The following is a 20882-nucleotide window of genomic DNA, read 5'->3' on the forward strand; positions in this document are numbered from 1 at the left end:
CTCACCGGCACCGGTATGGCTCAACCGTGTCCGCAGTTCCGGCAGGTGCCCCGGCGGCGCAGGTGGTACGCGTACGTGGCGGCGCCGAGCGTGGCACCCCAGAACGGCCAGAGCAGCATCGGCGCGGTGGCCAGGCTGAACCCGCCGGAGAAGTCCCAGAAGGCGGGGATGGCGAGCAGGCTGAGACTCGCCGCGGTGACCGCCACCGCCACCAGCGTCGCCGGGACGACTGCCAGCCCGACCGGCACCGGCCGCCCGGCCAGGCCGATCATCCAGCGCGGGAACCGTTCGCCCCACCGCTGCACCAGCCCGAGGGTGAGGACCGCACCCACCAGGGCGAATCCGCCCAGCCCGGCGCCCGCCCAGACCAGCCCGGAGTCGCGCATCTCGTCGAGGAACGACTGCTCGATGCCGAGCGGGACGCCGACCGCCCAGGCGAACCGGGTGAGGGCGTACAGGGCGGGGATGGTGGCCGCGGTCCAGGCCGCCACGCGCCCCCAGCGGGCGGCCGAGGCGGGCGAGGTCCAACCGTGGTCGGCGCCGTCGCGCCCGCACGTCGGGCAGGCGCCCGCGGTGCGCCGCTGCCAGTGCAGCACCGCCCCGGCCAGCAGCACCCCGCCGACCATGGCCGCGAACCGCGCGAACAGCGCCCAGGTGAACACGTCGGCGTAGTCCACCGGCGGCCAGCCGAAGGGCGCGCCGAGGATCAGGATCGGGGTGTAGCCGAGGATGGTCAGCACTCCCACGTCCGGCACGACGACGGCGAGCAGGAACGCGACCGTCCAGGCGTACGCCGACAGCAGGGTGCGCAGCGGCCGGGCCGGGCGGCGGGCCGGGCCGGTCATGGCGAGCGCGGCCACCGCGGCGCCGAGCAGCAGCACGGCGAACAGGGGCGGCCCGACGTCGGTCGGGACCAGCCGGAGCAGGTTGGCCTCGCCGCCGCGTGGATCGTTCGCCCCGAACGGGTAGCCGGCGCCGGTGACGGCGGAGAGCAGGGCGAGCAGCCCCCAGAGGCCGAGCCAGCCGGCGGCCAGCGGGGCGAGCCGGTCCAGCCGGCTCGGGGCCGGGCGACGGGTGGGAAAGGTGGTCGTCGTCATGCTTCCCAGCCTCGGCCGGCAGGCCCCGCCCGCCCTCCCGTACGGCGGTGAACCGCCTCCCCCTCAGGAGGGAACGCCTCAGCCCGACGGGGTGACGAACCCCGACTCGTACGCGGCGATCACCGCCTGGGTGCGGTCGCGGACGCCGAGCTTCGCCAGCACGTTGCCGACGTGGGTCTTCACCGTCTCCACCCCGACCACCAGGTGTACGGCGATCTCCGGGTTGGACAGCCCGGTGGTCATCAGCCGCAGCACCTCGGCCTCCCGTTCGGTGAGCCGGGCGGCCACCAGCCGGTCGGCGCCCCGTCCCCCGTAGGCCCCGGCGAGGCGGCGGATGGCGGCGGGGAAGAGCAGCGACTCCCCCCGCGCGACCACCCGGACCGCTTCCACCACCTCGGCCGGCCGGGCCCGCTTGAGCAGGAACCCGCTGGCACCGGCGCGGAGCGCGTCGTAGACGTACTCGTCGTTGGCGAACGTGGTCACCACCAGCACCCGGGGCGGGTCGGCGGAGGTGGCGAGCAGCCGCCGGGTGGCCTGGATGCCGTCGATGCCGGGCATCCGCACGTCCATCAGGACCACCCGGGGGCGGAGCCGGGCGACCAGCGGCGGCACCTCCGCGCCGTCGGTGGCCTCGCCGAGCACCCGCAGGTCGGGTTGGGCGTCGAGGATCGCCCGCAGCCCGACGCGGATCAGCTCGTCGTCGTCGACGATCAGCACGCCGGTGGTCGGCGTCGCGTTTTCGGTCATCGGGGCCCCTCGAACGGCAGCCGCGCCCGGATGCGCCAGCGGTCGCCGTCCGGCCCGACGGCCAGCCGGCCGCCGAGCAGCAGCACCCGCTCCCGCACCCCGTCCAGGCCCCGGCCGCCCCGGCCCGGGTCGGCGCGGCGCCCCCGGTTCACCGCGTTGTCCAGTTCCAGCTCCAGGGCGTCGGCGTGCACGTCGAGGCGCAGCGTGACCGGTCCCCGACCGTACCGGGCAGCGTTGGTCAGCCCCTCCTGGACGATCCGGTAGCCCTCCCGGGAGACCGCCGCGGGCAGGTCGGCCGGGTCGCCGGTGCGCCGGGCGTCGACCGGCAGGCCGGCCGCGCGGGTGTCGGCCACCAGCCGGTCCAGGTCGGCGAGCGTACGCTGCGGCGCGGGCGCGACCCGCCGGCTGTCGGGCTCGCGCAGCAGCCCCAGCACATGGTCCAGGTCGTCCATGGCGGTCCGCCCGGCCTCCTCGATCGCGCCCAGCGCGCGCCGGACGAACTCCGGGTCCCGGTCGAGCAGTTCGCGGGCCGCCCCGGCCTGGAGGGTGGCGACGGTGAGGGCGTGGCCCACCGAGTCGTGCAGTTCCCGGGCCAGCCGGTTGCGCTCGGCGAGCCGGGCGGTTCGCGCCTCCAGGGCCGCGATCCGTTCCGCCTGGGCCGGGCCGAGCAGCGCCGGGGCCATCGACACCGCCAGCGCGCCCAGCCCGGCCACGGCGTAGCCGAGCGCCACCAGTACGACGAGCCCGGTGAGGGTCAGCCAGCCGGTGTCCCGCCCGTCGAACGGCCCGAACCGGCCCCCGTCGGTCATCCCGGTGTCGAGCCCGAACTGCTGCCCGATGAAGGCCAGCGCCATCGGCACCGCGCTGAACAGGGCGGCCACCACCAGCCCACCGCTGAACAGGTGCAGCCCGATCCAGAGCGCCGAGCGCAGCCGGGTCTCCCGGTCGGCGACGTGCCCGGGGGCCGGGTCCGGCAGGTCGACGCCGAGCAGGGCCCGCGCGGCGGCGATCTCCAACGCCCGGGGGCCGTCGAGGAAGACCGGGACCGCCGCGATGGTCGCCGCGACTCCGAGCAGCGCCAGCACCAGCGGCCGGGGGACTTCCGACTGGGTCAGCATCTGGGCGAAGGCCGCCGCCAGCAGCACGTACGGCAGTGCGAGCACCCCGCCGAGCAGCAGGAACACGCCGCGCCGCCAGGTGCTGCCGGTCACCAGCGGGGCGAGGACGCGGGGCTTCACCCGCCCATTCTGCCCCGGCCACGCCCCGCGCCGACTCCCCCGCGTCGGGGAGATCGGTGACGCCACCGGCAGGCACGCGACGGTGCCCGGCGCATCCGGCCCCACGGGCCGGTGTGGTCCCGCAGGATGCGCAGGTGGATTCGCCGTGGAATCGCGACGAAGGAATATTAAATTGTGACGGCCGATGCGGACATGCAGCAGGTCGCACGATTCCTGAAACTGCTGTTCATACGGCGACAGTTATGGTCGCAAGCCCTCCCCAGGAGTGGCGAGGCTGCACGACCACCGCTGCGGGGGTCGCCGGAGCCATTGACCTCGGCCTTTGCCTGAGGCCGGGTCAGCCTATCACGACCAGGAGATGTGACGATAGGTTGCCGAGGCCGTCACCGAGGGTTGACATGCCCCCGCGGGCGACGGTAGAAACCTTTAGTCCACATAGATCCGGGGCATCGGCTCTGTCGGCATATCATGCACACGGGGAGATTTCGTGGCGCTTAAGACCAACCCTGCCGCCCTGCACGACACCTATCTGCGTTGGGAACGGGAGAAGCGTTCTCCCTACTTCCCGGTCATCGAGTCGAATCACGAAAACTCGGTCAGCACAAACATGCACGACAGCCTGCTCATGTTCGGTTCGTGCGACTACCTGGGTTTGTCGCAGGAGCCGGCCCTGAAAGCCGCGGCGGTGGATGCGATCCACCGGTTCGGCACCAACACCTACGCGGCCCAGCTCACCTGCGGACACACCCGCCTGCACCGTGACATCGAGACCCGCCTGCAGTCGCTGACCGGGATGCCGGCCGCCATCATGTTCCCGTCGGGGATGACGGCGTCCATCGCGGCGATCTCCACCCTGGCCAACGAGGACGACGTGGTGATCAGCGACCGGCTCTCCCACGTCTGCCTCTTCATGGGCAGTCAGCTCTCCGGCGCCCGGCTGCGGACCTTTCCGCACAACAGCATGCGGCGGCTGGAGGCGATCCTGCGTGAGTCGTCGGACCGCCGGCGCCGGGTCATCATGGTGGACGGCCTATACAGCGCCGACGGTGACTACGCGCCACTGGACGAGATCGTCGCACTCGCCGAGCGGTACGACGCGAAGGTCGTGGTGGACGAGGCCCACTCCTTCGGCGTCGTCGGCCCCAACGGGCTCGGTGCGGCCGACATCTTCGGTGTCCTGGACCGGATCGACATGGTCGTCGGCACGATGAGCAAGGGCATGGGCAGCATCGGCGGGTTCATCCTGACCAGCGAGGAGCACGAGCGCGAACTGCGCTACATGGCGCCGACCTACACCAGCTCGCGCGGCTCCGCACCGGCGGTGGCCGGGGCGACCCTGGCGTCGCTACAGGCGTTGGAGACGCAGGGCGAGCAGTTGCGGGAGCGGCTGGCGGAGAACACCGCGTTCGTCACGCGGCGCCTCCGGGAGGCCGGGTTCAACCTGCTCAACACCAGGAGCCACATCGTTCCGGTGGTGATCGGCGACGAGGACCGGACCGTGGACGTGGTCAACTGGCTGATGGACAACGGGATCATGGTGTCCACCTTCACGTACCCGCACGTCCCGGTGGGCTCCGGTCGTCTCCGCATCGGCGTCTCCAGCCGGCACACCACCGACGAGTGCCAGTTCCTGGTCGACAACCTGGTGAGAGCGAAGCAGAAGTTCTCCTTCTGACGCCACGAGAGCAGGCATCGAGAAGGGGAACAGCATCATGGACTTCGGCCTCACCGAAGAACAGACCGCGCTACGCGAGAGCATCGAACAGTTCGCTCAGGCCAGGCTCAACGACAATCTCGTCGACAACGACAAGGCCGGTGTCTTCGCCCGCGAAAACTGGCGCGAGTGCGCTAAAATCGGGCTGGTGGGACTGCCCATTCCCGAGGCTTACGGCGGTTCGCAGGCAGACGCGGTGACCACGATGGTCGCCCTGGAAGCGTTGGGATACGGCTGCCGCGACAACGGCTTGATCTTCTCGTTGAACGCGCACCTGTGGGCGGGCGCGTCGCCGATCCTGCGGTTCGGCACCGAGGAACAGCGACGACGCTATCTGCCGGCGATGTGCGCCGGTGAGATGATCGCGGCGCACGGCATGTCCGAGCCCGGGTCGGGATCTGATGCGTACGCCCTGACCACCACCGCCGTCCGCGACGGCGACCGCTATCTCGTCAACGGGTCCAAGACCTTCATCACCAACGCCCCGGTGGCCGACGTCTTCCTGGTCTTCGCCACCACCGACCGCCGGCGCGGCTTCGCCGGCGTCAACGCCTTCCTCGTCGACAGCGACACACCCGGGCTCACCGTCGGCGAGCCGACCGACAAGATGGGCCTGCGGACGTCACCCATGGCCGACGTCCACCTCGACGGCTGCGCGGTGCCGGCGTCCTGCCGGCTGGGGCCGGAGGGCGGCGGCAGCGCGGTGTTCAACTGGACGATGGAGCGGGAACGCAGCTTCATCCTGGCCGCCGCGCTCGGCACGATGCGTCGCGACCTCGAGCGCTGCGTCGAGCACGCCAGGACCCGGCGACAGTTCGGCAAGCCGATCGGGAGCTTCCAGGCCGTCTCGCATCGCCTCGTGGACATGCGGCTACGACTGGACGCCTCGCGGCTCCTGCTCTACCGGCTCGGCTGGTCGATCGACCGGGGCCAGCCCGCCGGCCTGGAAGCCGCCCTCGCCAAACTGTCCGTGAGTGAGAACTTCGTGCAGTCCGGGCTCGACGCGATCCAGGTGCACGGCGGCTACGGCTTCATGACCGAGTACGAACTGGAGCGCGACCTCCGTGACTCCGTCGCCAGCCGCCTGTATTCCGGCACGAGTGAGGTGCAGCGCAACCTCGCCGCCCGCCAGCTCGGTCTGAGCTGACCGTCCTCCCGCAAGTCACGCTCGCCCCCGAAAGGACCCACCATGCCCAGCGACGTCAAGGACACGATCCGCCGCTTCATCCTCGACGACCTCGAGTGGCCGGGCTCGGCGGAGCAGCTCTCCGACGAGTTCTCCCTGGTCGACGAAGGCGTACTGGACTCACTCAACCTGCTGGAGATGGCGCACTTCGTGCAGAGCCACTACCGGATCCGGGTCGACGAGGAGGACATCGTCGCCAGCAACTTCGAGACGCTGACCGCGATCGAGGCGTTCGTCCTCGACCGACTCGGCACGGCGTCGCCGCAGAGCAGCCGATGAGTGTCCTGCTGCACGAACTGCTGACGCGCGCCGCCGCGACACACCCGGACCATCCGGCGCTGATCGACGGAGACCGCACCTTCACCTACCGCGAGCTGGACGAGTGGTCCAACCACCTCGCCCGGCAGCTACGCCAGGGCGGGGTCCGCGCCGGGGACCGGGTCGGTGTGCACCTCGACAAGTCGGCCGAAGCCGTGGCCGGGATCTACGGCGCGCTCAAGGCAGGTGCCGCGTACGTGCCCCTGGATCCGGACGCGCCCGCCCGCCGGCTCCGGGTGATCGCCGCGGACTCGGCCATGAGCGCGCTACTCACCGGCGGCAGGCAGGCCTCGGCGCGCGAACCGTTCCACACCGGCCTGCCGGATCTGCGTTTCGTGATCAACCTGGACGGCACCGCCGAGCGCGCCGGGACATCCGCCGCGCCGCCGGAGGCCGACGCGCGCGGCGACCGGGACCGGTTGGCCTATCTGCTCTACACCTCCGGGTCTACCGGCACCCCCAAGGGCGTCGCCCTCAGCCACGGCAACGGCCTCGCCTTCGTCGAGTGGGCGGTGCGGGAGTTCGGGCTGGCCCCGACGGACCGGGTGTCGAGCCACGCGCCGCTGCACTTCGACCTGTCGGTCTTCGACCTCTTCGCCACGGCCGCCGGCGCCGCGACGCTGGTCCTCGTCCCGAAGCGCGCCTCGGTGTTCCTGCCGGAGTTGGTGGAGTTCATCCAACGCCGGCGGCTGACGGTCTGGTACTCGGTGCCGTCGGTGCTGACCATGATGGTGCGGCGGGGCCAGCTCACCGCGGGCTGCTTCCCCGACCTGCGGCTGGTGCTGTTCGCCGGCGAGGTCATGCCGCCGGCGACGCTGCGCAGGCTGATGTGGGTGGCGCCGGGGGCACGGTTCGTCAACCTGTACGGGCCGACCGAGACCAACGTCTGCACCTGGCACGAGGTGCGGCAGGCGCCGCAGGACGACGAGCCGATCCCGATCGGCCGCGCCGTCGACGGGGTCGAGACCTTCGTCGTGTCCGACGACGGCGGCCTGGTCGACGTGGGCCAGGCAGGTGAGCTGCTGGTGGCCGGCCCGACCGTGATGCGCGGCTACTGGAACGATCCGGAGTCCACCGCCAGCGCCCTGGTCACCTCGCCGGCGCCGGGCGCCTGGCCGACCGCGTACCGCACGGGGGATCTGGTGCGCCTGGGCACGGGCGGGGAACACCACTTCATCGGGCGCCGGGACCACCAGGTGAAGAGCCGGGGCCACCGGATCGAACTCGGCGAGATCGAGGCGGTCATCCGGTCCCACCCGGCGGTCGCCGAGTGTGCCGTCGTGCCGGTCGCCGACGAGGAGGTGACCAACCGCCTGTGGGCCTGTGTGGTCCCCGACGGCGAACTCGAACCCGCCACCATCGCCGCTCTCTGCCGGGAGCGCCTGCCCAGGTACATGGTCCCCGACCGGCTGGAGCTGTTCGACGAGTTGCCCAGGACCTCCACCGGCAAGACCGACCGGCAGGCGCTCCACGCCTCCCTGCTCCGCGTGCCTGCCTGACCATCATCCGTAGCGACGCCACCACACAGAGGTGTTCCATGTTCCGTACGATGCTGAAATCCAAGATCCATCGCGCCACGGTCACCCAGGCGAACCTCCACTACGTCGGCTCCATCACGATCAGTCAGGATCTGATGAAGGCGGCCGACCTGCTGCCGGGTGAGCAGGTCGACGTGGTCGACGTCAACACCGGCGCGCGGCTGACCACGTACGTCATCGCCGGGCCGGCCGACAGCGGCGTGATCGGCATCAACGGCGCGGCGGCCCGGCTGGTCGCGCCCGGCGACCTCGTCATCATCATCAGCTACGCCACGGCCCACGACGACGAGGCCGCGAAGCTGGAACCGCGGGTCGTCTTCGTGGACGAGCACAACCGCATCGCCGGTGCCGGCCACGACCCGGCCGAGCCGTGGGGCACCGGGACCCGGCGCGGCGACCTGGTGGAGAGCGCCCCGGGGACGGTGAACTGAGATGGCCCACGCGTTGACCGAACGGCTCGCCCCCACCGTCGTGCGGAACACGCTGAGCCGCTACGGCCGGCACGTCCGGCAGGCGCTGGAGGATCTGCGGCTGCGCGACGTCGGCCTCGGCGGGCAGACGTTCGTCCCGGTGTCCGGCCTGCCCGACGACGAACGGCTGGACGCCTTCTTCGCCCCGTCGGATGTGGCCTTCCACGCCCTCGGTGAGTACCGCGGCAAGCGGCTGACCCTGCTCGACCTCATGCGCAACCCGCGCACCCGCACCACGAAGACCTACCCGTCCCTGGTGATCGTGGCCCGCGCCGTGCAACACATCTGGCAGACCGGCGAGCGCGTGATGATCGTGACTCCGTCCTCGGCGAACAAGGCGACCGCGCTACGGGACGCGGTGCTCTGGGCGATCGAGTGCGACCTGGTCACCCCCGAGCAGTTGCAGATCCTGTCGGTGGTGCCGCTGTCGTCCCGGCCGAAGCTGTGGTCCTCGCCGTTGAGCGAGGACGGCGACCTGGCCCGCCGCAACCCGCTCGTCACCTACGGCGGCGGTGAGCCGGGCGACGTGAAGCTGCTGGCCCGACAGTTGGTAGAGGGCCAGACCGAGCAGCTCTGGCAACGCCACGGGGTCCGCCTCTGGCACACCATGGACATCGAGAACTACAAGGCCGCCGACGTGGTACGCGCCCACGCCGAACGGGAGTTCCTGCCCGTCGAGCCGGGGGCGGCGCGACTGCACGTGCACGCCGTCTCCAGCGCCTTCGGGCTGCTCGGGCACAACCTCGGGATCGAGCAACTGGCCCGGGACGGGCAGGTCGATCCCGCCTCCGCCCACTACTTCCTGGTGCAGCACCTCGGCACCCCCGACATGGTGTTGGGCCTGCGGTTCGGCGACGCCTCCCGGGACCTGCTGCCGGCGTACCAGTACGATCCGGTGCAGGGCCTGTACCGGCAGGACGCCGACCCGCACTTCCCGCAGCGCACGTACGCGGTCGACGAGATTCTCGACCCGACCTTCTACACCCGCCGTCCCGCGACCTCCGCGCAGATGCACCAGCTGATCCGCCAACGCGGTGGTGGCGGAATCGTGGTGTCCCTGCACGAGTGCCTCGAACGGTACGGCGAGCTGCGGGCCCTGCTCGGTCCGGCCGGCACCGAACTGCCCGCCGACCCACGGCAGCTTCGCGAGTGGTCACTGGCGATCGCGGTCACCGGCATGCTCAACGCCATCGACCGGGGCCTGGTCGCCGAGGACGACATCCTCGTCCACGGCAGCGGCAGCTACGACTCGACCGACTACCGTCCCATCCCGGAGGGCGGCCTCGTCCCGGTCGACGACGTGGCCGCTCTCGCCGCCGTCGCCGAGCACGCCGTCACGGTTGGCCCCAGGTGAAGTTTCCGCGCCTCGATGCGGGCCCGCTGCGCTGGCTCTACCTGGCCACGTTCCTGACGGCGACGGGTAGCGGCGGCTGGTTCGTCTGCTGGACCATTTTCGCGGTCACCTCCATCGGCCTGTCCACCTGGGAGTTCGGCACCGGTGTGACCATCGCCGGCGTCGTGGGGCTGACGGTGAGCGCGCCGCTGGGCTATCTCGCGGATCGCATCGGCGTCAAGCCCATGCTCCTGCTGCTGGTGGCCACGCAGGGTCTCGCGGTGCTCAGCTTCGCGCTCGTCACCGGGTTCTGGTCGTTCGTGGCCGTCAGCTGTTTCCTCGTGCTGGCCGAACGCAGCGTGCCACCGCTGCGGATCGCGTTGGTCTGCGGGCTGACCGAGGAGCACGAGCGGCTGCGACACCTGTCCTCGTTGCGGGTGGTGCAGAGCGGCGGCGCCTCGCTGGGCGCGGGTGTCGGGACCCTGGTGCTGTTCTTCAGCACCCGCCCGGCGTTCCTGGCCCTGCTCTTCCTGTACGGCGGGTTCACCCTCTGCTCCATGCTGGTGATCCGCCGCCTGCCCGCCGTGCCGTCGCTGCGCGAGCGCGGCCAGAAGCGGCGCGCGATGGTCGTCCGGGACCGCCCGTTCCTGCTGGCCACCCTGCTGTTCGGGGTGCTGGCGCTGAACTGGGGGGTGCTCGCGGTCGGCGTACCGCTGTGGGTGGTCAGCCACACCACCGCGCCCGCCTGGACGGTGGGGGTGATGCTCGCGCTCAACACCATCGGCATCATGGCCTTCCAGAAGCGGGCCAGCGCGGCCAGCAACACGGTGTCCGGTGCCGGCCGCAGCGCGATGCTCTCCGTTCTCCCCCTGGTGGCGGCCTGCCTGCTGTTCGCCAGCACCGCCGGCCGCTCCGGGACCCCCGTCCTGCTGGTGCTCATCCTGGCCGCCCTGGTGCACACCGTGGGTGAACTGCTGTTCGTCGCGAGCAGTTGGGGCGTGGCGGTCGGCCTGACCCCGCAGGAGGCGCACGGCGAGTACCAGGGGGTGTTCAACTCCGGCTTCACCGTCGCCGAGATGGTCGCGCCGGTGGTGATGTCGGCCCTGGTCGTCGGCTGGGGCACGCCCGGCTGGTTCGCGCTGGCCGGGTTGTTCGTGCTCGCGGGACTGCCGATGGGACGGGTGGTCGCCTGGGCACTGCGCCACCCGCTGCGCTCCCGGCCGGACCTCGTGCCGACCGGAGCGCAGGCATGAGCGCCGCCTGGCGGCGTTACGGCGCCCGCGTCTCGTTCGCCTGGGACCACAGCGGGAAGCCTTTACCGGTCGTCGCCCGCACCGTGGTCGACACCCGGGTCAGGCGGCTGGTCTCCGTCGTGTCCCGGCCCGCGGGGGGCGGGCCGAGCCTGGGGTACGCCGGAGTCCCGGACGGCATGGTGAAGATCCTCCAGATGCTGGACCGGCAACGGGAGCGCACCGGCGTCGGAACGGCTGGACACGTGTGCGCGCAGGTCACCGCCCGGGAGGTGTTCGGCCGGCACCGGTTGCCCGACGCCGACCTCGTCGCCGTGACCGGCACCGCGGCGCAGGTGGCCGCGCTGCCCACCCGGTCCGCGCTGGTCCTGCCGTACCGGCTGCACGCCGTGGTGGCGGCGGACCCGGCCTGGCGCCGGCGGATGTCCACCGGGGAGCGGCAGTGGTGCGAGACCCGGATCCGGCGGCGGAAGCTACGCATCGAGGTCGCCGCGGACCGCACCGACTTCGACTTCTTCTACGACCGGATCCACCTACCCACGATGCGGAACCGGCACGGCGAACGGGCCCGCAGCGAAAGCCGGGTACGCGCCTACGAATGCCTGTTCCGGCCCGGGCTGCTGATGATCGTCACGGACGGCGAGTCGCGCCTGGCCGGTGCCCTGGCCCACTGGTCCCAGGGGGGCCGGACCGCGCTGACCCCGCGCCTCGGCGGCGTGCTCGACGGCTCGGCCGAGCTGCACGCCGAAGGGCTGCTGCGCGTGATGTCCTACCTGATCCTCGACTGGGCGGAACGCCACGGTGTGCAGCACGTCGACTTCAGCGGGCTGGAGGCGTGGCTGGGCAACGGCCTGTACGGGTACAAGCGGCGCCTGACGCCACACCTGGTTCCGCCGCCGGACCATCGGGCCAACCTCGCCCTCTGGTGGCACGTACGCCGGGACACCGCCGAGGTCCGGGACTTCCTGGTGGCCAACCCCGTCCTGGAGGACCTCGGCGACGGCACCCTCCGCGCCGTCTACTTCCACGACGCCCACCGGCCGGCTCGGCTGGACATCCCCCACACCTGCGCGAACGTACGGAGTACCCGCCTGGTCGACCTTGATGACCTCCTCGACAAGGAGTTGACGCCGTGACGGAGTCCGCAGCCGGCCGGGGCTGGTTCGGCGGCGTCCGGCAGGAGCCCGACGTCGGGCTGCCGCCGGATGCGATCGTGGCCGCCTACCGACGCGAGTTCGCCGGCCTGGCGTTGGAGCACGCGCCGGTCGCGTTGCGGCCGATCGTGGTCACCCAGGGCGCCTACCGGGAGTTGTTGCAGGCGACCGAGAGCCTGCTGCGGCTGCTCGCCCGGGCTGCCCACGAGGTCGGGCCGGATCGGGCCGCCCGGGCCCGGGTCCTCAGCGTCACCGACCAGGACTGCCCGGTCTTCGGCGACGACGAGGACTTCGAGCAACGGCACTGGGCCGACATGGCGCGCGCCGACGTGGTGGTCGGTCCGCAGGGGCCGATGTTCGTCGAGTTCAACGTGAGCGGCACCTTCGAGGGGCTGCTCGACTTCCACGCCCTTCTGGAGACCTGGCAGCGGGTGCGTGAGGCGGCCGGGCGGCCGGCGTACGTCGCGGTCGATCCTTTTCCGGGCTTCGCCGGCCTGGTCCGCCGGGTCTGCGCGGAGCTGGAGGTCCCACCGGAGCTGCTGTTCGTCGGCACTCGCCGGATGTGGGGATCGGACGTGTCGCGCCGCTACTACCTGCGCAAGACGGCCCTGCTCCGGCGGCACGGGGTGCACGCCGAGCAGGTCGAGTTCGCCGACCTGTCGGCCCGGCCGGGCCTCGCCCGGCGGGTGGCGGTCTTCGACTTCACGGCCGCCGACGGGCGGGCCGAAGGCTTCGACCTGTCCCCGGTGTGGCAGGCGGTACGGGCCGGCATGCGGCTGGTCCCCTCGCAGAGCGCCTGGTTCCTGCACTCGAAGAAGCTGCTGGCGCTCCTGTCGGAGGGCATGGACTGGATGGACGCGCGGCAGCGCGAGCTGGTCGACCGGTACGTGCCGTGGAGCCGGGTGCTCGGCGAGCGGAAGGTGCTCTGGGCCGGCCGGCACCACGACCTGCCTCGGCTGCTGGCCGAGCAGCAGCACCAGATGGTCATCAAGCACGCGACGGGGGACGCCGGCAGGCAGGTCACGTTCGGCGCCAGGACCGCGCCGGCCGACTGGCGAAGGCTCGTCGAGCGGGCGTGCGCCAGCGGGGACCACGTGGCGCAGCAGGTGGTGTCCTCGGTGCCGTACCCGGTCGAGGTGATAGGCCCCGACGGACAGGTCACGCGCGTCCGGGCCGACGCGGTCGTCAGCCCCTTCTGCATCGGCGGCTCGGCCTCGGGCTGCCACGCCAAGTTCGTCACGCACGGAGAGCCGGGTGTGATCAGCATCAGCCAGGGCGCGGTGAGCAGTTGCCTGGTGGCGGAGTCCTGACATGGAGCACCTGGACATCGCGCTCGGCGCACTGGTCATGCCCGAGCACCCGGGGCCGCGCGGCGCGGACGTCTGGCGACACATCGAGGACGTCGGCTTCCGGCACGCCTGGACCTTCGACCACCTCTCCTGGCGGACCCTGCGCGACCAGCCCTGGTTCGACACGATGACCACGCTGGCCGCTGCCGCGGTGCGGACCGACCGGATCGGGCTCGGCACCCTCGTCTGCACACCGAACTTCCGTCATCCGGTGCTGCTGGCCAAGAGCGCCATGTCCATCGACCACCTCAGCGGAGGCCGGTTGCTCCTCGGCCTCGGCAGCGGGGCGCCCGGACCGGACAGCGAGGCCCTGGGCGGGCAGCGGCTGGACGCCCGGGAGCGGGCGGCCCGCTTCGAGGAGTTCGTACGACTCACCGATCTACTGCTACGCAGCCCGGTCAGCACCCACCGGGGGGCGTTCTACGAGGCCGACGACGTACGGATGGTGCCGGGCTGCCTCCAGCGGCCGAGGGTGCCGTTCGCCGTCGCCGCTCGCGGCCCACGCGGCATGCGACTGGCCGCCGAGCACGCGGACGTCTGGGTCTGCAACGGGCCGCCCGACAGGACGGAGAGCAACGCCGAGGAGGCGGTGTTCGCCGACCTGGCCCGCCAGGTCGACGACCTGCGGATCGCGTGTCACCACCGGGGTCGGCCGTTCGGCGATCTCCGCAGGCTGGTCTACGTCAGCAGGAGCCTGCCCCGCGTCGCCGAGTCGGCGGCACGGCTGGTGGACGTGCTCGGGCGCTGCGCCGAGTTGGGCTTCACCGACGCCGTCGTGGCCTTTCCACGGCGCGACGGGATCTTCGCCGGCAGCCCGCACCACCTGGAACACGTCGCCGCGGAACTGGCTACCACCCAACGGAGCTGAGGAGCAGGGACCCATGTGCGGAATCGCCGGCTGGCTGGACTTCTCCCGAGACCTGGCGCGGGAACGACCGGTGCTCGACGCGATGTCGGAGACGATGCGCGACCGGGGACCTGACGACGACGGCACCTGGGTGCAGGGTCACGTGGGACTGTGCCACCGCCGGCTCGCGGTGATCGACCTCGACGGTGGCCGGCAGCCCATGGTTGCCCACGTCGGGCCCCGGCAGCAGCCGGTCGTGCTGATCTACACGGGCGAGGTCTACAACTATCGGGATTTGCGCGCCGAACTCGTCGCCCGGGGCCACCGCTTCCGCACCCGCTCCGACACCGAGGTGGTGCTGCGCGCCTACCTGGAATGGGGCGCCGACTCCGTGCCACGGCTGCGGGGCATGTTCGCCTTCGCCCTGTGGGACTCCAGCCGGGAGGAGTTGCTGCTGGTCCGCGACCGGCTCGGGGTCAAGCCGTTGTACTACGCGCCGAGGCCGTCCGGCGTCCTGTTCGCCTCCGAGCCCAAGGGCATCCTGGCGAACCCCGGCTTCGCCCCGGAGGTGGACGAATCCGCCCTGCCCATCCTGCTCGACGGCCGCTGGGCGCTGCCCGGTGAGACGCCGTTCCGCGGTATGCACCTCGTCAAGCCGGGGCACGTCCTGCGGGTCGGTCGCTCCGGGACGACCGAGTGGCCGTACTGGCGGCTGACCAGCGGTGAGCACAGCGACGACCTGCCCACCACCGTCGACACGGTGCGGGCCATCCTCACCGAGGTGGTGCAACAGCAGTTGGGCGCGGACGTACCGGTAGCCACCCTGCTCTCCGGGGGCCTGGACTCCAGCGCGATCACCGCCCTGGCGGCCGGCCACCTGCGCCACACCGGCGGTGGGCCGCTGACCACGTACGCCGTCGGGTTCAAGGGCGAGGACCAGGACTTCCGGCCCACCGCGTTGCGGCCCGAGCGGGACGCGCCCTACGCCGCCCTGGCGGCCGGTCACCTGGGCACCCGGCACACGGACGTCGAACTCGATCCGGTCGACGTGCTCGCCGCGCGGCCGGCGGCGCTGCGTGCCCGGGACCTCCCCTCGTACGGTCACTTCGACACCTCGATGTACCTGCTGTTCAAGGCCATGCGGCAGCGGGTCACCGTCGGTCTGTCCGGTGAGGCCGCGGACGAACTGTTCGGCGGGTACCCGTGGTTCCACGACCCGGACGTGGTGTGGCGCGACCGGTTCCCGTGGCTGGGTGACGCCCCCCGGCTCGCCGACTGCCTGGCGCCCGACGTGCGTGCCCGGCTCAGGCCGGCCGACAACGAGCACGACCGGTACCGCACGATCCGGGCGCAGGTGCCCAGGCTGGACGGGGAGACCGGCATCGACGCGCGGATGCGGGAGGTGCTCTTCTTCAGCCTGCACGGCCCGCTGACCGCCCTGCTCGACCGCAAGGACCGGATGAGCATGGCCGTCGGCATGGAGGTCCGGGTGCCCTTCTGCGACCACGAGCTGCTGGAGTACGTCTGGAACATCCCCTGGACCATGAAGACGGTGGACGGGCGGGAGAAGAGCCTGCTGCGCATGGCGGTGGCGGACCTGCTACCGGAATCGATCCTGTACCGACCCAAGAACGCCTATCCCGCGCTGCGGGCCGCCGACCATGACCAACAGGTGTGTGACGGGGTGCTGGCACTGCTCGACGACCCCACCTCACCGCTGGCCCCCCTGCTCGACGCCCGGCGGGTGCGGGCCCTCGCCGAGGGCGAACGGGCCACCATGACGCACGTCAACACCGCCCATCTGATCCAGCCTCTTCTCGAGGTCGACCGATGGCTGCGGACGTACCACCTCGAAGTCCGCTAGCAGCCGAAGGAGAGGCAGGAGCTCATGCCCGACCAGCTTTTCACCCTCAGCGACCAACTCGGCGACGTGCTGCGCGAGGCGGCCCGGGAATGCCACGTCCACGGCAACGTCAGCTCCGACGCGCACAAGGCCCTGCGCGAATGCGGGCTGTTCGCGATGAACGTCCCTCGGCAGTACGGCGGCTGGGGATACGACGTGCCGGCCGTCAACGCCGTCGTCGAGGAACTGGCGACCGTCAATCCGTCCGTGGCCATCATGCTCTACCTGCACTGCGCCGTCGTGTCGCGGATCGACGCCTACGGCACCGCCGAGCAGAAGCGACGCTGGTTCGGCCGTGTCGTCGGGGACAACTGGCTGGCCGCGTCGGCGTGGAGCGAGGTCGGCGCGTCGGCCGACAAGCGCTCGCTCGGCACGGTCGCCAGGCGGCAGGGCGACGGCAGTTGGCGCGTCACCGGAGGCAAGACCTTCTCCACCAGTTCCACCGTGGCCGACTTCTTCATCGTGCTGGCGCAGTTGCCGGACGAGACGCCGGCCTGCGACGACGCGGGATACGGCCGCACCAACCAGGCGCTCTACCTCGTCCCCGCCGACGCGCCCGGAGTCCGCCAGTCGCCCGAGGCCCTGGCCATGATCGGGATGCGCGGATCAGGCACGGGAATGGTGCAGTTCGACGACGCCGAGGTCGCCGGGACGGACCTGCTCTGCACGGGCCGGGACACTCCCACCGCGATCGGACTGCCGCACCGACTCGGCCTGACGCTGGGCGCGGTCAGCGTGGGCACCGCCCAGGCGGCGCACCGGCTCGTGCACCACCATTTCCGGAGCAGGGGCCTGCTCCAGGACCACGACGCCCGAGGGCACCTGGCGCGGCTGGCCGTCTCGGTCCACGCCGCCCGCGCCGCCGTCCGCGACCTCGCCGCCCGAGCGCCGCATCTCACGCCCGAGCAGGCGTACGCCGTCAAGGTGTTCACCACGACCGCTGCGCAGGAGGTCTGCGCCGGGGCGCGAGCGTTGCTCGGCAGCGCCGGATACCTTCAGCATCACGAGATCAACCGTGTCTCGCAGGACGCGGACGCAGTGATGCACATGGGGCCGCCGAATCACCTCTGCATCGACCTGATCGGCGGGGCTGAGGCGGCGTCCTAGCCGCGCGGGCGGCGAAAACGAGGAACGCCCTGGTGCGAGATTCTGTCTCTCACCAGGGCGTTTCGTAAGGGTGGAGCCGAGGGGACTCGAACCCCTGACCCCCACACTGCCAGGGGGGCTCTCGGCCGACACCCGATGCCCTGGCCTGGCAGCAGACACGGGATGCAGGCCCCGCACCTCTCGACTCCCCGCCTGTCCCCGCCTGTTCCCGCCGGCAACCAATTCAACTGGCACGGCTCTGGCATGACCCTGCGGAGCGACATGCTGGCGAAGTCACGCCGGAGGCACACGGCGCGGGGCGCCTCGGCACGCTTTCCAGTGCCTCGGACGCTTACGCTTCACCCCGGTCACGTCCTCGGCGCCTGAGAATGCTTGTCAATCCGCCCTCACCGTTGGCATCCGATGCAACCAGGAGGGCGAATGCCCCAGTTACGAGGGCGGCTTGAATGGCGCCTGTGCCCGCAGCATCCGAATCGACCATTGGCAGTTTGTGGTAGAGCAAGCCTAGCAGCCCCAGGGCTATTGCCGGCACAACTCGGCGCGTGAATGCAGTTACGCGGTTCTTCAAGCTTGGCTGGGGCTGATCGCTGACATCCGGCCAGTTTCCGGAACACAGCTCCTCGACGTCACTTAACATTTCTCGCAAAACGGCGTCGGCTTCGCGCGGCGCCATTGCGTCAAGTAGCGCATGCTCATGCACTTCAAGGCGCGAGCAAAAAATATTCGCTCTAGCGCGATAGAGGTCCCGGTCGCCTCTACCGCCGCCGTAACTGCGTATGCACCGGTCGACGTCGAGAACCATTTCCGCCCTATGGAATCGCATCGCGATGACCACCCTCTTCTTGGCGCTTCTCTTCCTCAGGGCGGCTCGATTTCGATGAATGTTCCAGATCAGATGCAAGTATGCTTCTACGATAATGTAAGGAGGTGGCAGATAGCCGTAAACTCGCCGGCTAAGCAGTTCGGCAGGCGACCTATAGCCAGATAGCCGCCAGACCATTTCGGTTGTAGTAGCCGCTCCGACGTATAGGGCGATGCTTACTGCAAGGCTGTGAGCCGTCGCTAGCGCATGAGCTTTTTCGTCTGCTTTTAAATTCCCCTGATCCATGAGGGATGTCAACATTTCATTACCGGCTCCCCGAAGCGCCCACCATGTGAAGATGATTGCAAGCCCTATTTCCGCCATATGGCGGAGTAGTGGGGCGATCGAGAATGGAGGGATGTAAGCCAGCAGGCCGAGAATGACGGTCGCGACTAACCACAGAATAAATGCCAGGACGCCAACGCCTGCAACTTCACCGGCGGAAAGTTGTGGGCTCAGCAAGGACGTTGCCAGTAGGGGAATCCCAATAAGCGCAAAGATTCCTAGGCTTGCACCGACGGCCGCCAGGACGTACCTGAATATCCAATGGTCATGAAATGCCGAATAGGTTGCGATTCGTCGAATTGCAATAACAGTGGAGTCATCTGGACCGTCGACGCTTGAACCGTACCGAGAAGCGATATCGAGAAAGCTTCTGTTTGTCCCGCGAGCGCACGCAAGTGCGCGAGTTGCCGGCCAGTGCCGAATTCGTGACTGAACGTCGAGCACCAGAAGCCTCAGGCGCTGCCCCAGGTCTTCCCTCTGCACGGCGGTAGACATGGGTGATGTTCTCCCTCGTAGCCGGACGCCTGATCAGAGTATCTCCCCATGTCAATAGAATATCGACTGTCGCCCGTGCGCCGCGCGTGACTTTCATCAAGGGAAGTCAGCACGAATGGCGTATTCAGGCAACAAAAGAGCGGGGCATCGATGGCGGTTGGAAACGCTGCCGTCTCGATGCCCCGTCTCTATGTGAGATGCATCTACGCTGTCAACAATCGGCGGCTGACTTCGGCGGCAATAAGTGATGCCGATTCTCGCGGACTTAGACGATCCGTGTCTAGTGCGACATCCGCGCTTATAAGTGGTTCCGTTTCGTCCCATGCTCGAATTCGGGCCTCGTCATCGCCTGTTCCGCGTTCCCTAATCCTTTGAATCGCGGTTTGTCGTGAGCAAATGAGGGATACGGCTAGCCAACGGGCGTGCGTGAGCGCAGACTTTACCGCCGTCACCGCTGCTATCTGCCCGAGGTGAACGACGGGCATACCGCTTTGGAGTGCTTGAAGTAGCCCCGGCCGATCGACTACATACAGGGAGTCGTATCTGGCATTCTCCCATACAATCTCATTACGGACGCGCAGGTCTGCAAGGTGTTCAGCGCTGGTTAGTCGGTATCCTGTTGTCCGCCCACCTCCAGCCTTTAGCCGGCGAAAGAGGGTGAACCGGGGGTCAAGGTCGCTAAGCGCGGACGTGACGGTGTCTTTTCCCGCTGCCGGCGGTCCGTACAGGATTACCCCGATCACCTCCGCTCCTCTCCCTCTAGGATCTTATCCAGTAGATCCCTGGCCTGTTCTTGTAGAGGGCGGCCAGAGGCGCAGTTGTCTACGAGATAATGCGGCCGTGGTGGCCGGAAACTGACATCTATTCCCGAGATGTACTGCGGCCAGTTGGCTAGTTTCGCGGCGTCCCGTGCGGCTCCGCGCCGTCGGACATACGTATGCATAACCTCCTTGTCGCAGTAGAGCCAAATTAGCGCTGTCTTTGCGCCCATATCTTCGTAGGCAGCTTCAGTTCGACTAATCCAAGCCTCATCGCCGAACTCGCGAATAAAGGGGGCTGTTGCGATGACGCTATTGCCGCACAGTAGGTTTTCATGGATGGCCGCTGCCAGCGCTTCATACTCGCGCGGCCTGACTTGATTAAGGTACTCGCTCGAATCTCGATCATTAGGCGAGTGACCTAGGAACTCTAGGGCAGCTTCTACGACCGGCCTAGTTAGAGTGTCCTTATCCAGCATTGGCCAGCCGGTTTCCCTTGCAAGGATTCGCCCTAGTTCGGTTTTGCCGCTTCCTGGGTACCCCCCAACAAGAATCACGTTCGGTCTTTTTAGTCTGACCTCATCAGCGATTCGTTGGTTCGCGGAGCGCACGGTTCTTTTCGATCTCGACTTACTTTCGATAAGCCCTTCACTGGCAAGGACCTTCATCGCCTCCGAAATCGTGAACACGCTGACGCCCCATTGCTCCGCCAGTTCTCGCGTGGACGGCAGAACTGTCCCGTCACGCAGGGCGCCAGATTCGATGTCATTTCGGATATTGCGGGCCACTTGCACGTGTAGTGAGTCGGATCGGTTCAGCGGGACTGGGTTGACCATCGATCCCTCTCTCTGGCCGGGCGTGCGGCGAACCCGGCAAGCCTATCAGCCACCTAACAAGTGATAGGGCCATCACTCCTGGTCAAGCCCCCTCTCGACGCGCCACGCTATCTAACAGTTGACCGGATGACATACCAGTTGTTAGGTTGCCTGTGTCACAGCCGGTGGCACACCGGGGAAGGCAGCGATTCGTCGCTGCACGCCTACGAGCCGCCGTGTCTGGCCGTTTCGTGACAACTACATCGGGCCGCACCTCCCACCGAAAAGGTCGCCACGCACGGCTGAGGTCCGTGCAGCTCATCCCCCTGATTCGCGGGGGGGGGGGGGGGGGGGGGCGGCGCCCCCCCCCCCCCCCCCACAAAACAAAACCCGCGGTGTGCCGGAGGGAAGGACAA

General features: G+C 69.5%; 17 protein-coding genes. 12 read left to right on the forward strand and 5 right to left on the reverse strand.

Going from position 1 to position 20882, the window contains the following annotated elements:
- Positions 1 to 20: 20 nt before the first annotated feature.
- The 3 genes from AB0D32_RS01045 to AB0D32_RS01055 all read right to left on the reverse strand — a co-directional run bounded on the left by AB0D32_RS01045 (position 21) and on the right by AB0D32_RS01055 (position 3082).
- Complete coding sequence (locus tag AB0D32_RS01045) at positions 21 to 1097, reverse strand: hypothetical protein (protein WP_357082815.1); 1077 nt, start codon at positions 1095 to 1097, stop codon at positions 21 to 23.
- Between the two features lie 78 nt (positions 1098 to 1175).
- A complete protein-coding gene (locus tag AB0D32_RS01050; protein ID WP_357082818.1) occupies positions 1176 to 1844 on the reverse strand; it encodes a response regulator transcription factor in 669 nt (222 codons plus the stop codon).
- Complete coding sequence (locus AB0D32_RS01055; RefSeq protein WP_357082821.1) at positions 1841 to 3082, reverse strand: histidine kinase; 1242 nt, start codon at positions 3080 to 3082, stop codon at positions 1841 to 1843. Before AB0D32_RS01055 ends, AB0D32_RS01050 begins: the two co-directional genes overlap by 4 nt.
- 487 nt (positions 3083 to 3569) lie before the next feature.
- Between AB0D32_RS01055 and AB0D32_RS01060 the strand changes: the two genes are divergently transcribed.
- From AB0D32_RS01060 to AB0D32_RS01115, 12 genes are read left to right on the forward strand one after another with little or no spacing between them, the layout of a single operon-like run.
- A complete protein-coding gene (locus AB0D32_RS01060) occupies positions 3570 to 4757 on the forward strand; it encodes a pyridoxal phosphate-dependent aminotransferase family protein (protein ID WP_357082824.1) in 1188 nt (395 codons plus the stop codon).
- A gap of 37 nt (positions 4758 to 4794) precedes the next feature.
- A complete protein-coding gene (locus tag AB0D32_RS01065; RefSeq protein WP_357082828.1) occupies positions 4795 to 5943 on the forward strand; it encodes an acyl-CoA dehydrogenase family protein in 1149 nt (382 codons plus the stop codon).
- Between the two features lie 42 nt (positions 5944 to 5985).
- The gene (locus tag AB0D32_RS01070; protein WP_357082831.1) at positions 5986 to 6261 is read left to right on the forward strand and encodes a hypothetical protein; all 276 of its coding nucleotides are present in this window, start codon (positions 5986 to 5988) and stop codon (positions 6259 to 6261) included.
- Positions 6258 to 7799 (forward strand): amino acid adenylation domain-containing protein, encoded by a 1542-nt coding sequence (locus tag AB0D32_RS01075; RefSeq protein ID WP_357082834.1) that lies wholly within the window; start codon positions 6258 to 6260, stop codon positions 7797 to 7799. Before AB0D32_RS01070 ends, AB0D32_RS01075 begins: the two co-directional genes overlap by 4 nt.
- 38 nt (positions 7800 to 7837) lie before the next feature.
- Positions 7838 to 8269, forward strand: a complete 432-nt coding sequence (panD, locus tag AB0D32_RS01080; protein ID WP_357082837.1) for an aspartate 1-decarboxylase — start codon at positions 7838 to 7840, stop codon at positions 8267 to 8269.
- Between the two features lies 1 nt (position 8270).
- Entirely contained in the window at positions 8271 to 9662 is a 1392-nt protein-coding gene (locus AB0D32_RS01085) for a DUF6002 family protein (RefSeq protein WP_357082840.1), read from the forward strand.
- Entirely contained in the window at positions 9659 to 10894 is a 1236-nt protein-coding gene (locus tag AB0D32_RS01090) for an MFS transporter (protein WP_357082843.1), read from the forward strand. Before AB0D32_RS01085 ends, AB0D32_RS01090 begins: the two co-directional genes overlap by 4 nt.
- The gene (locus tag AB0D32_RS01095) at positions 10891 to 12027 is read left to right on the forward strand and encodes a hypothetical protein (protein ID WP_357082846.1); all 1137 of its coding nucleotides are present in this window, start codon (positions 10891 to 10893) and stop codon (positions 12025 to 12027) included. The genes AB0D32_RS01090 and AB0D32_RS01095 overlap by 4 nt, the downstream gene beginning before the upstream one ends.
- On the forward strand, positions 12024 to 13355 hold the full coding sequence (locus AB0D32_RS01100; protein WP_357082849.1) for a hypothetical protein: 1332 nt from the start codon (positions 12024 to 12026) through the stop codon (positions 13353 to 13355). The genes AB0D32_RS01095 and AB0D32_RS01100 overlap by 4 nt, the downstream gene beginning before the upstream one ends.
- A gap of 1 nt (position 13356) precedes the next feature.
- Positions 13357 to 14262: an LLM class flavin-dependent oxidoreductase gene (locus AB0D32_RS01105; RefSeq protein WP_357082852.1), complete on the forward strand. Its 906-nt coding sequence runs from the start codon at positions 13357 to 13359 to the stop codon at positions 14260 to 14262.
- 13 nt (positions 14263 to 14275) lie between these two features.
- Positions 14276 to 16105, forward strand: a complete 1830-nt coding sequence (asnB, locus tag AB0D32_RS01110; RefSeq protein ID WP_357082855.1) for an asparagine synthase (glutamine-hydrolyzing) — start codon at positions 14276 to 14278, stop codon at positions 16103 to 16105.
- Between the two features lie 24 nt (positions 16106 to 16129).
- Positions 16130 to 17251 (forward strand): acyl-CoA dehydrogenase family protein, encoded by a 1122-nt coding sequence (locus AB0D32_RS01115; protein ID WP_357082858.1) that lies wholly within the window; start codon positions 16130 to 16132, stop codon positions 17249 to 17251.
- A gap of 331 nt (positions 17252 to 17582) precedes the next feature.
- Here the strand turns inward: AB0D32_RS01115 and AB0D32_RS01120 are convergent, their stop codons facing one another.
- Both AB0D32_RS01120 and AB0D32_RS01125 read right to left on the reverse strand, forming a co-directional pair.
- Positions 17583 to 18893, reverse strand: coding sequence for a hypothetical protein (locus AB0D32_RS01120; protein WP_357082861.1), 1311 nt, complete (start codon positions 18891 to 18893; stop codon positions 17583 to 17585).
- A 739-nt stretch (positions 18894 to 19632) separates the two neighbouring features.
- Positions 19633 to 20487, reverse strand: coding sequence for a GntR family transcriptional regulator (locus tag AB0D32_RS01125; RefSeq protein WP_357082866.1), 855 nt, complete (start codon positions 20485 to 20487; stop codon positions 19633 to 19635).
- Positions 20488 to 20882 lie beyond the last annotated feature (395 nt).

It is taken from the genome of Micromonospora sp. NPDC048170, from assembly GCF_040652795.1.
Lineage (GTDB): Bacteria > Actinomycetota > Actinomycetes > Mycobacteriales > Micromonosporaceae > Micromonospora.

Bases quoted from the DNA above. Each gene is read 5' to 3' on its own strand.
- AB0D32_RS01120 (WP_357082861.1), bottom strand. From the start codon at position 18,893: ATGTCTACCGCCGTGCAGAGGGAAGACCTGGGGCAGCGCCTGAGGCTT.
- AB0D32_RS01050 (WP_357082818.1), bottom strand. From the start codon at position 1,844: ATGACCGAAAACGCGACGCCGACCACCGGCGTGCTGATCGTCGACGAC.
- AB0D32_RS01085 (WP_357082840.1), top strand. From the start codon at position 8,271: ATGGCCCACGCGTTGACCGAACGGCTCGCCCCCACCGTCGTGCGGAAC.
- AB0D32_RS01125 (WP_357082866.1), bottom strand. From the start codon at position 20,487: ATGGTCAACCCAGTCCCGCTGAACCGATCCGACTCACTACACGTGCAA.
- AB0D32_RS01045 (WP_357082815.1), bottom strand. From the start codon at position 1,097: ATGACGACGACCACCTTTCCCACCCGTCGCCCGGCCCCGAGCCGGCTG.
- AB0D32_RS01070 (WP_357082831.1), top strand. From the start codon at position 5,986: ATGCCCAGCGACGTCAAGGACACGATCCGCCGCTTCATCCTCGACGAC.
- AB0D32_RS01115 (WP_357082858.1), top strand. From the start codon at position 16,130: ATGCCCGACCAGCTTTTCACCCTCAGCGACCAACTCGGCGACGTGCTG.
- AB0D32_RS01075 (WP_357082834.1), top strand. From the start codon at position 6,258: ATGAGTGTCCTGCTGCACGAACTGCTGACGCGCGCCGCCGCGACACAC.
- AB0D32_RS01095 (WP_357082846.1), top strand. From the start codon at position 10,891: ATGAGCGCCGCCTGGCGGCGTTACGGCGCCCGCGTCTCGTTCGCCTGG.
- AB0D32_RS01105 (WP_357082852.1), top strand. From the start codon at position 13,357: ATGGAGCACCTGGACATCGCGCTCGGCGCACTGGTCATGCCCGAGCAC.
- AB0D32_RS01065 (WP_357082828.1), top strand. From the start codon at position 4,795: ATGGACTTCGGCCTCACCGAAGAACAGACCGCGCTACGCGAGAGCATC.
- panD (WP_357082837.1), top strand. From the start codon at position 7,838: ATGTTCCGTACGATGCTGAAATCCAAGATCCATCGCGCCACGGTCACC.
- asnB (WP_357082855.1), top strand. From the start codon at position 14,276: ATGTGCGGAATCGCCGGCTGGCTGGACTTCTCCCGAGACCTGGCGCGG.